Annotated in this window: 14 protein-coding genes, 1 tRNA gene and 1 pseudogene; 9 read left to right on the forward strand and 7 right to left on the reverse strand. The window is 73.5% G+C overall.

Annotation, left to right across the window (positions count from 1 at the left end; all coding sequences use genetic code 11):
* The first annotated feature begins 50 nt into the window (after nucleotides 1–50).
* Both HPY23_RS07435 and HPY23_RS07440 read left to right on the forward strand, forming a co-directional pair.
* Nucleotides 51–611 (forward strand): isochorismatase family protein, encoded by a 561-nt coding sequence (locus tag HPY23_RS07435; RefSeq protein ID WP_091883570.1) that lies wholly within the window; start codon nucleotides 51–53, stop codon nucleotides 609–611.
* On the forward strand, nucleotides 608–1,594 hold the full coding sequence (locus HPY23_RS07440) for a GlxA family transcriptional regulator (RefSeq protein ID WP_091883573.1): 987 nt from the start codon (nucleotides 608–610) through the stop codon (nucleotides 1,592–1,594). The genes HPY23_RS07435 and HPY23_RS07440 overlap by 4 nt, the downstream gene beginning before the upstream one ends.
* A 109-nt stretch (nucleotides 1,595–1,703) precedes the next feature.
* On the opposite strand, the gene HPY23_RS07445 is transcribed toward HPY23_RS07440, so the two are convergent.
* Nucleotides 1,704–2,138, reverse strand: a complete 435-nt coding sequence (locus HPY23_RS07445; RefSeq protein WP_060846745.1) for a tellurite resistance TerB family protein — start codon at nucleotides 2,136–2,138, stop codon at nucleotides 1,704–1,706.
* Nucleotides 2,139–2,231: 93 nt separating this feature from the next.
* A complete protein-coding gene (locus HPY23_RS07450) occupies nucleotides 2,232–3,086 on the reverse strand; it encodes a formate/nitrite transporter family protein (RefSeq protein WP_091883574.1) in 855 nt (284 codons plus the stop codon).
* A gap of 162 nt (nucleotides 3,087–3,248) precedes the next feature.
* Between HPY23_RS07450 and HPY23_RS07455 the strand changes: the two genes are divergently transcribed.
* Nucleotides 3,249–4,541: an alpha-hydroxy acid oxidase gene (locus HPY23_RS07455; protein ID WP_091883576.1), complete on the forward strand. Its 1,293-nt coding sequence runs from the start codon at nucleotides 3,249–3,251 to the stop codon at nucleotides 4,539–4,541.
* Nucleotides 4,542–4,872: 331 nt separating this feature from the next.
* Here the strand turns inward: HPY23_RS07455 and HPY23_RS07460 are convergent, their stop codons facing one another.
* The gene (locus HPY23_RS07460) at nucleotides 4,873–5,769 is read right to left on the reverse strand and encodes a GGDEF domain-containing protein (RefSeq protein WP_091883577.1); all 897 of its coding nucleotides are present in this window, start codon (nucleotides 5,767–5,769) and stop codon (nucleotides 4,873–4,875) included.
* A gap of 333 nt (nucleotides 5,770–6,102) precedes the next feature.
* Here HPY23_RS07460 and HPY23_RS07465 point away from each other — a divergent pair, with 333 nt between their 5' ends.
* From HPY23_RS07465 to HPY23_RS07475, 3 genes are all read left to right on the forward strand, one after another.
* The gene (locus tag HPY23_RS07465; RefSeq protein ID WP_091883579.1) at nucleotides 6,103–6,750 is read left to right on the forward strand and encodes a Maf-like protein; all 648 of its coding nucleotides are present in this window, start codon (nucleotides 6,103–6,105) and stop codon (nucleotides 6,748–6,750) included.
* 35 nt (nucleotides 6,751–6,785) lie between these two features.
* Nucleotides 6,786–6,980 carry a DNA gyrase inhibitor YacG gene (locus tag HPY23_RS07470; RefSeq protein WP_091883580.1) on the forward strand — a complete coding sequence of 65 codons (195 nt, stop codon included), beginning with the start codon at nucleotides 6,786–6,788 and terminating at the stop codon, nucleotides 6,978–6,980.
* A 100-nt stretch (nucleotides 6,981–7,080) separates the two neighbouring features.
* The gene (locus tag HPY23_RS07475) at nucleotides 7,081–7,965 is read left to right on the forward strand and encodes an SDR family oxidoreductase (RefSeq protein WP_091883582.1); all 885 of its coding nucleotides are present in this window, start codon (nucleotides 7,081–7,083) and stop codon (nucleotides 7,963–7,965) included.
* 27 nt (nucleotides 7,966–7,992) lie between these two features.
* Here the strand turns inward: HPY23_RS07475 and HPY23_RS07480 are convergent, their stop codons facing one another.
* Nucleotides 7,993–8,991, reverse strand: a complete 999-nt coding sequence (locus tag HPY23_RS07480; protein WP_091883583.1) for a PDR/VanB family oxidoreductase — start codon at nucleotides 8,989–8,991, stop codon at nucleotides 7,993–7,995.
* 6 nt (nucleotides 8,992–8,997) lie between these two features.
* The gene (locus HPY23_RS07485) at nucleotides 8,998–10,098 is read right to left on the reverse strand and encodes an aromatic ring-hydroxylating dioxygenase subunit alpha (RefSeq protein WP_091883584.1); all 1,101 of its coding nucleotides are present in this window, start codon (nucleotides 10,096–10,098) and stop codon (nucleotides 8,998–9,000) included.
* A gap of 564 nt (nucleotides 10,099–10,662) precedes the next feature.
* On the opposite strand from HPY23_RS07485, the gene HPY23_RS07490 reads away from it, so the two are divergent.
* Nucleotides 10,663–11,568, forward strand: a complete 906-nt coding sequence (locus HPY23_RS07490) for a helix-turn-helix domain-containing protein (RefSeq protein WP_091883586.1) — start codon at nucleotides 10,663–10,665, stop codon at nucleotides 11,566–11,568.
* Nucleotides 11,569–11,628: 60 nt separating this feature from the next.
* On the opposite strand, the gene HPY23_RS07495 is transcribed toward HPY23_RS07490, so the two are convergent.
* Together HPY23_RS07495 and HPY23_RS07500 are read right to left on the reverse strand one after the other, a co-directional pair.
* A tRNA-Asn gene (locus tag HPY23_RS07495) sits at nucleotides 11,629–11,704 on the reverse strand.
* 81 nt (nucleotides 11,705–11,785) lie between these two features.
* Nucleotides 11,786–12,220: a hypothetical protein gene (locus tag HPY23_RS07500; protein WP_060846754.1), complete on the reverse strand. Its 435-nt coding sequence runs from the start codon at nucleotides 12,218–12,220 to the stop codon at nucleotides 11,786–11,788.
* Between the two features lie 294 nt (nucleotides 12,221–12,514).
* Here HPY23_RS07500 and HPY23_RS07505 point away from each other — a divergent pair, with 294 nt between their 5' ends.
* Nucleotides 12,515–12,886, forward strand: a complete 372-nt coding sequence (locus tag HPY23_RS07505) for a hypothetical protein (protein WP_091883587.1) — start codon at nucleotides 12,515–12,517, stop codon at nucleotides 12,884–12,886.
* 3 nt (nucleotides 12,887–12,889) lie between these two features.
* Nucleotides 12,890–13,201 (forward strand): annotated as a pseudogene (locus HPY23_RS32670) (hypothetical protein); the annotation flags it as partial.

Here is a 13,201-nt window from a genome sequence, read left to right on the forward strand (position 1 = left end):
CCGCGGCGGCGCCTATCCTGGCGCCGTCCCACCCGATAAGGATGAGCCCCATGCCGGACACCGCGCTCCTCGTCATCGACGTCCAGGAATCCTTCCGCCACCGTCCCTACTGGGACGAGGCGGACCTCGCCCGCTTCCTCGACCGCCAGCAGGCCCTGATCGACGGCGCCGTGGCGCGAAACGTCCCCGTGGTGCAGATCTTCCATGTCGAGGACGAGGGACCGTTCTCCCTCGCCTCCGGCCATGTCCGCGCCCTCGAACCCTTGCGGATCGCCCCCGACGCGGTGTTCCACAAGCGCCGCCACTCTGCGCTCGTCGGCAGCGGGCTCGACGTCTGGCTGACCCGGACCGGGATCCGCCGGCTGATCGTCAGCGGCATCCGCACCGAGCAATGCTGCGAGACGACGACCCGCCACGCCTCCGACCTCGGCTACGGCGTCGATTACGTCGGGGAGGCGACGCTCACCTTCGCGATGACGGACGCCGCCGGGCGGCGCTGGAGCGCCGACGAGATCCGGGCCCGCACGGAACTGGTGCTGGCCGGGCGCTTCGCCCGCATCGCCACGGTCGAGGAGGCGCTCTCCGGACCGGCGCCCCGCCTCGCCGCGTGAGCGGGCCGGCCGAGATCGCGGTCGTGGTGGTCTGCCCGCCGCGTACCCTGCTACTCGACGTGGCAGGGCCCGTCGAGGTCCTGCGCAAGGCCAACCTGATCCAGGACCGGGTCCGCTTCCGGGTCGATCATGTCGGGCCGTGCTCCGCAGTCACGAGCTCGATCGGGCTTGGGCTCTCGGGGCTCGAGCCCCTGCCCGCGCCGCTGCCGGAGGGCGCGACCGTGGTGCTCGCCGGCACGGCGGAGCTGGTGCTGGGGGATTCCGACCCCCCGGGCGAGGACGAGCGGGCGGCGGAAGACGCGATCGTCGCCTGGCTGCGGGCCGAGGTGAGGCCCGGCCACCGCCTGGTCTCGATCTGCTCCGGCGCGCTGCTGGCAGCCCGGGCCGGGCTCCTCGACGGGCATGACTGCACCACCCACCACGCCGCCTGCGCGGAGCTGGCCGCGCTCGCCCCCGCCGCCAGGGTGCTGGAGGACCGGCTGTTCGTCGAGGACCGCGAGCGGCTGACGAGTGCCGGCATCACCGCCGGCATCGACCTGATGCTCCACCTCGTGGCGCGCCTCGTCGATCCGGCCTGCGCCGCGGCGGTGGCGCGCTACCTCGTGGTCTACCTGCGCCGCGCCGGGCACGACCCGCAGGCCTCGCCCTGGCTCGAGGGCCGCAACCACCTCCACCCGGCGATCCACCGGGTTCAGGATGCGGTGAGCGCCGACCCGGCCCGGGCCTGGAGCCTGGAGACGCTCGCCGACCTCGCCGCCACCAGCCCGCGCCACCTCTCGCGGCTGTTCAACCGCCATGCCGGGATGAGCCTGCCGGCCTACGTCAACGGATTGCGGGTCGCGCTCGCCCGCGATCTCCTGGCCCGGACCCGCCTCGACATGGAGCGCGTCGCCGAGCGGGCGGGCTTCGCCTCGCCGCGCCAGCTCCGCCGCGCCTGGAGCCGGGTCAACGACGGCCCGCCGAGCGCGATCCGGGACGGGTGATATGGGGTCCGGAAGATTGCTTCCGGATCCCATATCACCAGCCGGCGCGGCGCTTGAGCGAAGCCGAAATCCGCATCGCGAAGCAATCGATCGGGTTTCGTATGACCGATCAGGCGAGCAGCGCGTCCCGGTCGAGCCCGAGGGCCGCCGCCACCTCGGTCAGGGCCCGGTGCTCGGAGGGGCTGATGCCCTCGAAATCCGCGACGTCGGCGGCGATGAGGAAGACGCTCTGGCGCTGCTCGGCCGGGCGCTCGGCCAGGGCCTCGATGAAGTGCATGTTCTGCATCCGGCCGGCCCGGGTGCGGGCCCGCCCGATCGCGTCGTACAGCTCTTCCTCCAGCATCAGGCTGTCGTAGCCCTTCTCGAGGACGGGATCGGCCAGCATGCCCTTGAGCGCCGTCTCGAACTCGGCCCCCGCGACCTCGCCGTCGGCCACGATCACGTTGGCGCAGGCCGACACCGCCGCCTTCATCAGCGGCTCGTCGCCCGCATAGGCCGTCACCGTCTGCTTGAACCGGCCGAAGGCCGCCTGGACGAAGCTCATGGGTCTCCCTTTTCCGCGCATGGAACGCGGTCTCCTTACCAAGCGCGAGGGAGGGAGAAAATCGGCAGGCCGCCACACCTCGCCGGCGTCGCGTCACAGCTCCTGGCGCACCTGGGCGTGGGCGAGGAGCGCGAACAGGCCGGTGCCGCCGATCACGTTGCCGACGAGCGCCGGCAGGATCATGCCGCCGAAGACCTCGCCGGGGCCGGCCTCGCCGGCGCAGAGCAGCAGGAAGGCCTCCGCCGCCCCCGCCACCACGTGGGTGAAGTCGCCGAGCACGATCGCGAAGGTGAGGAGGAAGACGATCCAGGCCTCGCCGCCGCTCGACGCCGCCCGCAGCCAGGCCACGGCCGCGATCAGGAAACCGGCCGGGATGCCCCGGAGCAGGAGATCCGACGGCGCCTTGTGCAGCAGGCTCTCGCGCGACACCGCCTGCATGGCGGCGAGCAGGTCCGGGCTCACCACGCCGCCCCAGGTCTCGATCGCCGCCGCCGCGCCGGCGCCGACGAGGTTGCCGAGGAGCACGATTCCCCAGAGCCGCGCCGTGCCGGCGAGCGCCCGTCCGCTCGGCCGGGTGACGAGGGGCAGCACCGTCACGATGGTTTGTTCGGTGAAGAGCTGCATCCGGCCGAGGATCACGATCAGGAAGCCGAGGGGATAGCCGAGCTGCGCCACCAGGGTGCGGCCCCCCATCCCGGCCGGCAGCTTGTGGTACAGCGCCCCTTGCGCGATCACCGAGGCCGTGATGGCGATGCCCGCCGCGACGCTCGACCAGAACAGCGAGCCGGCGGGACGCGCCAGCTCCTCCTGCCCCTGCTTGCGCACCACCTCGTGGACGATCGTGGCGCGGGGCGCCGACCGCTCCTCGATCTCGGCGTGCTCGGCCGCGGCAAGATCCGGAGAATCCCGAACCGGCGAGTCTCGCTCCGCACTGTCCCGCCCGGTCATGCCGTCGCCCCCCGCCCGCGAGGGGCCGCCTTGCCCGACAAGGGCTGGAGCCGGATCGACGCACAACCTCGTCCCGCGTTCCGCGACCGGCCGACCCGTCGGTTGCGAGCCGCGCGGCGCGGGTGCTACCGATCGTCGAAACGGGATCAGCGGGAGGCCGACATGGAGGCAGACGAGCGCCGGACGGGGCGGGCCGTCGCGCACCGGCCCTCCACCGAGCCGACCGTGCAGCCGTCCCGGCCGGCACCCGCGGCTGCCCCCACCCCGACCCGGCTAGGCGCGCGCCTGCAACGGGCCCACGCGATCGCGGATCTGCGCCGGCAGGCCGCCCGGCGGCTGCCGAAGGCGGTGTTCGACTTCATCGACGGCGGCGCCGAGGACGAGCGGACCCTGCGCGACAACGTCGAGGCCTTCGACGACTGGATGCTGATGCCGCGGGTCGGGATCGACGTCGCCACCCGCGACCTGTCGCGCTCGATCCTCGGATACCGCGCGTCCCTGCCGATCATGATGGCGCCGACGGGGCTCGCCGGCTTCTTCTGGCCCGACGGCGAGGTCGCGGGCGCGCAAGCCGCCGCGCGGGCCGGCATCCCCTACTGCCTCTCGACCAACTCCGTCGGCTCGATCGAGCACGTCGCGGAGGGCGCCCCGGAGGGCGAGCGCTGGTTCCAGCTCTACTTCCTGCGCGACCGGGAGTGGATGCAGGCGCTCCTGCGCCGCGCGGCCGCCGCGCGCTACCGGGTGCTGTGCCTCACCGTCGACCTCGCGGTGCAGGGCCGGCGCGAGCGCGACCTGCGCAACGCCTTCACCATGCCGCTGAAACCGCGCCTCTCCACCGCCCTCGACCTCGCCCGGAGACCGGGCTGGCTCGCCGGGGCCGCCCGCTCGCGGCTCGGCTTCGGCAATTTCCAGGCCGGGGGCTTCCAGGCCGGCGGCGCCGCGGCGGGCCACGGCTTCACCAGCGTCGCCCAGCACGTCGCCTCGCTGTTCGACCCCTCCGCCAGCTGGGACGACATCGCGCGCATCCGCGACGCGTGGCGCGGCCCGATGGCGCTCAAGGGCCTGCTGCATCCGGCCGACGCCGCGCGGGCGGTGGCGCTCGGGATCGAGGCGGTGATCGTCTCCAACCACGGCGGCCGCCAGCTCGACGACGTGCCGGCGGCGATCCACGCCCTGCCGGGCGTCGCCGAGGCGGTGGCGGGCCGGGCCGAGGTGATCCTCGACGGCGGCGTGCGCCGGGGCACCGACGTGATCAAGGCGCTGGCGCTCGGCGCCACCGCGTGCAGCCTGGGCCGTCCGTTCCTCTGGGGCCTCTCGGCCGGCGGCACCGCGGGCGTCTCCCGGGCGATCGAGATCGTCCGGGGCGAGCTCGACAACGCGATGACCCTGCTCGGGACGCCGACGCTCGAGGCGATCACGCGGGACCACCTGCGGCCGCGGCGGGGCGGGTGGTGAGGCCGGCAAGACGGCCCCGGCAAGACGGCCCCCGGCGACCGGGCTGCCGCTCGTCCCGTTTCCGGGTTGGCGCCGAAGGGCGAGCCCTGCCTCGTCGGCATCGCGCAGCCTGGCACGGGCGACGCGGCGTTGCAGGGATGGCGACGAAGGGCAGCCGGCATCCCCGAGGGTCTGCCGGGCTTGGCCGAGAAAAGGGCGTTCGCCCCTGCAGCGGCGAGGCGCGGCCTCGTCCGAAATCCGGCCGATTGCGCCGCAATGCGGATCTCGGCTTCGCTCAAGCGCCGCGCCGGCCGACGATGCGAAGTCCGGAAGCAATCTGCCGGACGTCGCATCAGCTCACCCGGTCGAGCCCCTCCCCGGTCGCGGACACGACCTGGTTGCGACCGCCCGCCTTGGCCGCGTAGAGCGCCCCGTCGGCGCGGGCGAGCAGGCTCTCGAGGGTGTCGCCCTCGTTCCAGGCGGCGAGGCCGAGGCTGCAGGTGACCGGGATCGGGCCGCGCCGCCCCGGCACCCGCAGGCGGGCGCAGGCCGCCCGGATCCGCTCGGCCACCACCCCGGCGCCGCCGAGACCGTGGCCGGGCATCAGGACGGCGAATTCCTCGCCGCCGATCCGGCCGGCGAGCGCCCCGGTCTCCTTGAGCACGTCGGCGACGGCGCGGATCACCCGGTCGCCGCCGTCGTGCCCGTGCCGGTCGTTGATCGCCTTGAAGCGGTCGATGTCGATCATCAGGGCGGTGAGGGGCTCGGTCGGCCCGCCCACCGCGAGGCAGGCCTTGGCCCGGCGCATGAAGCCGCCGCGGCCGAGGAGCTGGGTCAGCGAATCGATGTCGGCGTCGCGGATCAGCCGGCGCTGCAGGGTCAGGCTGCGCTCGACCACCCGCAGGCGCGCGTGCAGCTCCGCCGCCTCCGGGGGCTTGGCGATGAAGTCGTCGGCGCCGCTGTCGAGAACCTCTCCGAGGCGCCGTCCGGCCCGGTCCGCCGACATCGCGATCACCGCGAGCGGACGCGTGGTGCCGGCGAGGGCGCGCAGCGACCAGCACAGTTCGAGCCCGCAGAGGGGCGCGACCTCGAGGCTGGTGATCACGCAGGCCACGTCCTCCTGGGCCGCGACATGGGCGAGCGCCTGGGCGGAATCGGAGAACGGATCGACCGCGTGCCCGGCATCCGCGACGAGTCGGGCGACGATTTTGCGGAGGGTCAGGCCGGGTTCGACGAGGACGATACGCATCGGGCCCCGCAGGGTGGATCCGGCCGCGCTGGCGCCCGGCCGCTGGACGGCAATCTCCGCCCGGCATGCATCAAAGGCGATAAAGACGAGTTAATTGCCGATCTGCCCGGCAGGTAGACAATGGCGTCATACCATGCCGAACGCGCTACATCGGGTTAGGCCGGTTTCCGGCTGCGGCTAAACCTGCCTCCACCATACAGCATATCCGTCGGCAGCGGCCGGGCGGGATCCGGCGGGGGAGAGGCCCAGCGGCGCGCGGGCCCGCGACGCTGGATTTCGCCGGCCAGATAGGGCATCGGGCGCAGCAACCCCCCTTTCGTGACACGGCGCCCCATGACCGAGACCACCCCGCTCCCGCAGGCCGCGCGCGCCAAGCTCGTCCTCGCCTCGGCCTCGCCCCGGCGCCTCGCGCTCCTGCAGCAGGCCGGGCTCGAGCCCGACGCCCTGCTGCCGGCCGATCTCGACGAGGCACCGCTCAAGGGCGAGAAGCCCCGCGACCTGGTGCGGCGGCTCGCCCGGTCCAAGCTCGACGTGGCCGCGGCCGCGGCGCGCGCCACGGGGGAGCTCGGCGAGAGCTACGTGGTGGCGGCCGACACGGTGGTGGCGGTGGGCCGGCGCATCCTGCCGAAGACCGAGGTGACCGACGAGGCCGCGGAGTGCCTGCGGATGCTGTCGGGCCGCGCCCACAGGGTCTATACCGCGGTCTGCGTCGTCGGCCCGAAGGACCGGCCGCGGGAGCGCCTGGTCGAGACCCGGGTGCGGTTCAAGCGCCTGTCCTCCCGCGAGGTCGACGCCTATCTCGCCAGCGGCGAGTGGCGCGGCAAGGCCGGCGGCTACGCGATCCAGGGGCTGGCCGGCTCCTTCGTGGTCAAGCTCGTCGGCTCCTACAGCGCCGTGGTCGGCCTCCCGCTCTACGAGACGGTCGGCCTGCTCGAGGGCGAGGGCTACCCGGTCCGCGGCGCCTGGCGGGACGTGGGCTGAGATCCGGCACGAGCGGCAGGACAGGAGGCGCAACGATGACGACGCCCGACGACGACGCGCCGAAACCGGCCTGCCCGATCTGCGGCAAGCCGGTCGTGCCGACCCACAAGCCGTTCTGCTCGAAGCGCTGCGCCGACGTCGACCTGCAGCGCTGGCTCGGCGGCCACTACGCGATCCCGGGCCGCGAGGACGACGCCCTCGGCCGGGACGACGGCTCGCACGAGGAGTGAGGGATATCGCGGAGGGGATACTGCGGGAGAGCAGGGAACGGCCGGGGGCCTCCCCGGTTGACGGCGGCCTGTCACCCCCTCCCGCGAGGCCCTCCCGCCCATGTCCTCCGATTTCCCGAACCCGCTCACCAAGCATCCCCGCCCCCCCTTCGAGGCCCAGCCGCAGGGCTTTCCCGGCCTGACCGGGCGGATGAAGCCGGAACCCGACCACGGCGAGACGAGCTACCGGGGCGCCGGCAAGCTCACCGACAAGGCGGCGCTGATCACCGGGGGCGATTCCGGCATCGGCCGGGCGGTCGCCATCGCGTATGCCCGCGAGGGCGCCGACGTGGCGATCTCCTACCTGCCCTCCGAGCAGGGCGATGCCGAGGCCGTGGCGCAGTGGGTCGAGAAGGCGGGGCGCCGCGCCCTGCTGCTGCCGGGCGACCTCAAGGACCGCGCCTACGCCCGCGAGATCGTGGCCCGCACCGCCGAGACCTTCGGCCGCCTCGACGTGGTGGTGAACAACGGCGCCTTCCAGCAGCCGAACCAGGACCTCGCCTCGATCGACGAGGACGTGTTCGAGGAGCATTTCCGCACCAACGTCTTCGGGGCCTTCTCGGTCACCAAGGCGGCGATGGCGCACCTGAAGCCCGGCGCCTCGGTGATCTTCACCTCGTCGGTGAACTCCAAGCACCCGATGCCCTCGCTGCTGGCCTACAGCGCCACCAAGGGCGCGCTCAGCAACCTGGTGCTGAGCCTGTCCCAGCTCCTGGCCGAGAAGGGCGTGCGGGTGAACGGCGTGCTGCCGGGCCCGATCTGGACCCCGTTCATCCCGTCCGGGATGGAGCAGGATTCCGTCAAGTCGTTCGGCAGCCAGGTCCCGTTCGGCCGCCCGGGCCAGCCGGCGGAACTCGCCTCCGCCTACGTCATGCTGGCCTCCGACGAGAGCAGCTACACCTCCGGGGCGCTGGTGACGGTGGCGGGGGCGATGCCGGTGCTGTGAGCCGGTGATCCGGGCGGATCGGCCGGCTCACCCCGCCCGGTCCGCCGTGTCGATGGTGATCCCGCCCCCGACCACGCGGGAGACGCAGGTGCAGAGCTGGGCGTCGGTCGCCTTCTGGGCATCGCTGAAGAAGACGTCGCGGTGGTCCACCGTGCCGTCGGCCTCCAGGATTTTCACCGTGCACAGGCCGCACTCGCCGCGCCGGCAATCGGAGATCATGCCGACGCCGGCCGCCTCCAGCGCCTCGAGCATCGTCTGGCCGCGGGCGACCACGATCTCCTTCGACAGGCGCGGGATGCGCACCGTGAACGGCTCGGCGGCGTGGCGCCCGCCGGTGCCGAAGGTCTCGAAGCGCAGGGATTGCGCCGGCCGCCCCGACACCGTCCAGGCCGCGCGCGCCGCCTCCATCATCCCGAGCGGGCCGCAGAGATAGGCCTCGCCGCCCGGCGCCAGGGCGGCGATGGCGGCGGGGAGGTCGATCCGCCCGCCCTCGGCGTCGACGGCGGTCTCCAGCCGGTCGCCGATCCGGGCGCGCAAGTCGTCGGCGAGCGCCAGGTCCTGCCGGGTCCGGGCCGCGTAGAGCAGGCGGAAGGGCGCGCCGGTCCGGTGCAGCGCCAGCGCCATGGCGTGGAGCGGCGTGATGCCGATGCCCCCGGCGACGAGCAGGTAGCCGGGCCGGCCGTGGGTGAGGGCGAAGTGGTTGCGGGGCCCCGAGATGCCGAGCCGGGCGCCGGGTGCGAGCCCGTGCATGTAGGCCGAGCCGCCGCGGCTGTCGGGCAGCCGCTTCACGGCGATGCGGTAGACCCCGTCCGCCCCGGAATCGAGCAGCGAGTAGGAGCGGGTGTCCGGCCGCTCGCCGATCATCACCGCCACCCCGAGATGGCTGCCGGGCGCGGCCGGCACGATGGCGCCCGCGGGCTCGATCTCGAGGAGCCGGATGTCGGGCGTCAGCGCCCGGGTGGCGCGCAGGCGCGCGGGGCGCCAGTCGGTCGGAGCGGCCGCGGTCGGAGCGGCCTTCGTCGACATGTCGGCCTACTCCGCCGCCATGCCGACCGAGGCCGTGTCCCTGCCAGGATCCTTGACCGGCCCCCTGCCCTCGGCGGCCATCATCCCGTCGATCAGGCGGTGCGCCCACAGGGAACCGGCGTCGATGTTGAGGTTGTAGAACGGCTGGCGCGGCTGGCGGTCGATCGCCCGCTGCTGGGCCTCCAGCACGTCGTGGTCCTGGTCGTAGACGCCCTTGCCGTCGTTGACGTGGGCGAGCGTGAGGCGCTTCGTCAGCTCCTCGTCGTCGGTGCGGAAGCTGCGCACGAAGTTCCAGAAATAGTGGCAGCTCGTCGCGGTCTCCGGCGTGATCGCCGCGAGGAAGAAGCCGTTGACGCCCTGGGACCGGTCGCCCCGGCGCGCGCCGGTGCCGGCGAGGGCCACGCCGACATCGCCCGCGACCACGCTCGGCGCCTCGAAGCGGATGATCTGCCAGCGGTCGACATGGCCGGGCCGCCCGAGGTTGCGCGCCCAGAACGGCGGCGGCTCGATGCCCTCCATCCAGCGCTCCACGGTGACGCAGGTCTCGGTATGCGTCACCTCGAACGGGCTGCGGGTGATCGCGTCGTCGCCGATGCTGCCGGCATGGACGTAGGTCTCGTGGGTCAGGTCCATCAGGTTGTCGATGACCAGCCGGTAATTGCACTTCAGCCCGTAGAAGGTGCCGCCCTCGCCGACCCAGGGCGCGTCGCTGTTCCAGTGGAAATCCGGCACGAGGTCGGGATCGGCGAGCGCCGGATCGCCCATCCAGAGCCAGACCAAGCGGTAGCGCTCCACCGCCGGGAAGGCGCGCACGCACGCGGACGGGTTGATGGTCTCCTGCGCCGGCATGTGGGTGCAGCGGCCGGCGGCATCGAAGACGAGGCCGTGATAGCCGCACATCACCTGGTCGCCCTTGAGGTGGCCGAGCGACAGCGGCATCAGCCGGTGCCAGCACGCATCCTCGAGCGCCGCCACGCCGCCGTCGGTGCGGCGGTAGAGCACCACGTCCTTGTCGCAGATCCGACGCGGCGTGAGCGCCCGGCCGATCTCGTGGTCCCAGGCCGCGGCGTACCAGGCGTTCAGGGGGAAGCCCTTGGGATCCGTCATCGCTCTCTCCCTCGTCGTGCCGGCCCCGCGGGTCTGTCGCCGCGCTGAAGGTCTGGTCGTGCGGCGGCCGGCTTGGCCGTATCGGGTCGCCGGGCGGAGTCGTTCCCGTCTCGCGCCAGCGAACCGGCCGATGCTGCACCGCACACAAGTTTCGCGTGTTAGATCAGCAACTTGGAACTGATCCGGTTCGATGCTCGGACGCTAGCCGCCCGGGCGGGGCTCGGCCATGGACGGGCGCCGGAATTTCTTGGACGGATCTGGCGCGAGCCCATAGCGTCAGAGGGCTTTCGGGCGAAGAACGGACGCGGGCTTTCCCCTCTCCCCGCGGGCGGGGAGAGGGGCGTGTCGACGTTCGGGAGACACGGCAAGCGGAGGCGCGGCCGGAGCGAGGGTGAGGGGGTATCTCCGGATGAGACTCCGCCGGCACCACCCCCTCACCCTCGGCTATCGCCTCGCTGCGTCCCCTGAAGGAGGACACAGCCTTCTCCCCGCCCCGCGGGGAGAGGAGATGCCCGTGACTTTCCTTTTCCGATGCGGCTCTGCCATGGGTGGGAGGAGACGGCGATGCAGAGGCGGCTGGAACGGCCGATCCCGGTCTTTCGACTCTACGGCGAGGTTGCCGGGGCCACGGTGCCGGGCTTCGTCCATGCCGAGCGGATCGGTACCAGCGCGGCCCTGCACGATTGGGAGATCGCGCCCCACCGCCACGGCGCCCTGGCGCAGGGACTGGTGATCACGAAGGGCCACGGCGCGGTGTCGTTGGATGCGAGCCGCGAGGACTTCTGCGCGCCCTGGCTGGTCTGGGTGCCGTCCGGCGTCGTCCACGCCTTCTCGTTCCGGCCCGGCACCGACGGGGTGGTGCTGTCGCTCGCCGACGACTTCCTCGCCGCCGTGCTCGATCCCGATCCGGACGCGGCCCGCCTGCGCGCCACGGCCGAGGCGACGTTCAGCGGCCGGCCCGGCTCGCCGGAAGAGATCGACCTCGACCTCGCGGGCCTCGTGCAGACGCTCGCCCGCGAGGCCGCCGGCGCCCTGCCGGGGGCGGCGAGCGCGGTGGCGGCCCTGGTCAAGCTCCTCGTCGTCGGGGTCCTGCGCACCCGCGCCACCCGGGCGATCACCGAACCGGCGGCGCTGGCGCGGGCCGACCTGCACCGCCGCTTCCGGCGCCTCGTCGAGGCGCACCTGCGCGAGAACTGGCCGATCGCCCGGTTCGCCGCCGCGCTCGGGGTGAGCCCCGACCGGCTCCACGCCGCCTGCACCGAGGCGGTGCGCCGCGCACCGCAGGGCATCCTGCACGACCGGCTGATGCTCGAGGCCAAGCGCAGCCTGATCTACACGACGCTGCCGGTCTCGAAGATCGCCTTCGACCTCGGCTTCAACGATCCGGCGTATTTCTCGCGGTTCTTCGCGGCGCGGGCGGGCGTGAGCCCGGCGGCGTTCCGGCGGGAGAGCCGGGGCGCGGATACGTGACGGCATCGGGGGCGCAGAAGCGTCACCGCAGGAAACCGCCGAATTTTTGGGAAGAAAAGGTGGCTCCCCGAGTAGGACTCGAACCTACGACAAGGCGATTAACAGTCGCCTGCTCTACCAACTGAGCTATCGGGGAATGCCGGCCGGCGCTCGCGTTCGGCGCCGACGGGGGCTTCTTAGCCAGTTCACTCGGGCCGCGCAACCCCGATCTCGCGCGTCAGCGCGGCGGGCAGGCCGAGGCGAACGGACCGACCGTCAGGTCGCCCTGCTGGGGGGTATTGAGCACGAACGGCTCGGTGCCGCCCTGGCCGAAGCCCATCAGGCCGAGATCGTAGTAGCAGCGGTCGAGGACGGCCGTGAACGTGTAGCTGTCCTGCGCCACCGGGGGGCCGACCGGGACGAGGCGCCCGCGCGGGCCGCGTGCGGCGCAATGGGCCGCGATGTCGACCCGGCCCGGGGCGAGCATGCGGATCGCCCGCGAGGAGTGCGGCGGGATGCCGACGCTCGGGCCGCCGTTGCGGCTCGCCACCGCGAAGTAGGGCGAACGGTTGACGACGCGCCGGAGGCAGCCGGCCTCCGCCGCGCTGATGCCGCCGGCGAGCAACGCCGCCGCCGCCGACCACAGATAGAGCCGCTTCACGCCCGGCCGCATGGCTGACCTCTCCTCGAACCCGTCCCGCGCACCGCCCGCGCGACGGGACACCACCTGAACAACACCTAACGCGCCGCCCGGCTCCGGCCAGGCTTGCCGGGCAGGAGCCCGCCGGACGCCGGGAACCGGGCAGGCCCTGCCCCGGGGAGGACCGTACCCCCGGAATGGACCCTGCCGCGGAACGGAACGGCAGAGCTTGGCGTTGAGTTCCGGTCCTGATGTGGCAGCGGCCCGTACGCTGCCGTCCCGCCTGTCGAGCCGCCCGCCCCCTGGCCCTCCCGCCCCGGAGCCCCGATGCGCCTACGTTCCCTGTTGCTGGCCCTCGTCCTGCTCGCCGGTTTCGGCGGTCTCGCCGGCGCCTCGCCGCTGATGCCGAGCGCCGCCGTGACCACCGCCCTCGACCAGCCCTCCACGGTCGAGACCGTGCGCTGGCGGCGCCACCGGCACTGGCACCGTCGGCACTGGCATCGCCGCCATTGGCATCACCGCCGCCACTACCGCCGTCACTGGCATCACCGGCGCCACTGGCACCATCGCCGCCATTACGCCCGGGCCCATTACCGCCGCCATCGGCACGTCTCGCGCCGGCATGTCGGCCGGCTGCATTTCAGCCGCCCGGCCGCCCGCCCGATGCGCTGGATCGAACCCCGCCGCGACGGACGCTGAGCCTTGAGCGAGCGGCCGCCCGAACCCGGTCCCAAGGGACGCCCCCGCGACTGGCTCGATCTCGGCGGCCCGGCCCGGCCGGCGGCCGACCCGTCGGGCGCCCCCGAGGGCGCGTCCCGGGAATCCACCGGGGGAGCTCCCGAGGGAGCCACCACCCAGGGAGCTCCCGCCATGGGTCGGTTCGCGGGGTTCTCCCGCGCCGCCGCCGGAATCGGGGCCCGGATCGGGCCGGCCGCGCGCACGGGGTTCGCCCGGGCGCGGGCGGGCGCCACCCGCCTCGCCGGACATCCCGCCACCCGCCGCGCGGCCGCCGCC

It is taken from the genome of Methylobacterium ajmalii, assembly GCF_016613415.1.
In the GTDB taxonomy this organism is placed as follows: Bacteria; Pseudomonadota; Alphaproteobacteria; order Rhizobiales; family Beijerinckiaceae; genus Methylobacterium; species Methylobacterium ajmalii.

Bases quoted from the DNA above. Each gene is read 5' to 3' on its own strand.
- HPY23_RS07460 (WP_091883577.1), bottom strand. From the start codon at position 5,769: ATGCGTATCGTCCTCGTCGAACCCGGCCTGACCCTCCGCAAAATCGTC.
- HPY23_RS07465 (WP_091883579.1), top strand. From the start codon at position 6,103: ATGACCGAGACCACCCCGCTCCCGCAGGCCGCGCGCGCCAAGCTCGTC.
- HPY23_RS07470 (WP_091883580.1), top strand. From the start codon at position 6,786: ATGACGACGCCCGACGACGACGCGCCGAAACCGGCCTGCCCGATCTGC.
- HPY23_RS07490 (WP_091883586.1), top strand. From the start codon at position 10,663: ATGCAGAGGCGGCTGGAACGGCCGATCCCGGTCTTTCGACTCTACGGC.
- HPY23_RS07435 (WP_091883570.1), top strand. From the start codon at position 51: ATGCCGGACACCGCGCTCCTCGTCATCGACGTCCAGGAATCCTTCCGC.
- HPY23_RS07445 (WP_060846745.1), bottom strand. From the start codon at position 2,138: ATGAGCTTCGTCCAGGCGGCCTTCGGCCGGTTCAAGCAGACGGTGACG.
- HPY23_RS07455 (WP_091883576.1), top strand. From the start codon at position 3,249: ATGGAGGCAGACGAGCGCCGGACGGGGCGGGCCGTCGCGCACCGGCCC.
- HPY23_RS07480 (WP_091883583.1), bottom strand. From the start codon at position 8,991: ATGTCGACGAAGGCCGCTCCGACCGCGGCCGCTCCGACCGACTGGCGC.
- HPY23_RS07505 (WP_091883587.1), top strand. From the start codon at position 12,515: ATGCGCCTACGTTCCCTGTTGCTGGCCCTCGTCCTGCTCGCCGGTTTC.
- HPY23_RS07485 (WP_091883584.1), bottom strand. From the start codon at position 10,098: ATGACGGATCCCAAGGGCTTCCCCCTGAACGCCTGGTACGCCGCGGCC.
- HPY23_RS07475 (WP_091883582.1), top strand. From the start codon at position 7,081: ATGTCCTCCGATTTCCCGAACCCGCTCACCAAGCATCCCCGCCCCCCC.
- HPY23_RS07500 (WP_060846754.1), bottom strand. From the start codon at position 12,220: ATGCGGCCGGGCGTGAAGCGGCTCTATCTGTGGTCGGCGGCGGCGGCG.
- HPY23_RS07450 (WP_091883574.1), bottom strand. From the start codon at position 3,086: ATGACCGGGCGGGACAGTGCGGAGCGAGACTCGCCGGTTCGGGATTCT.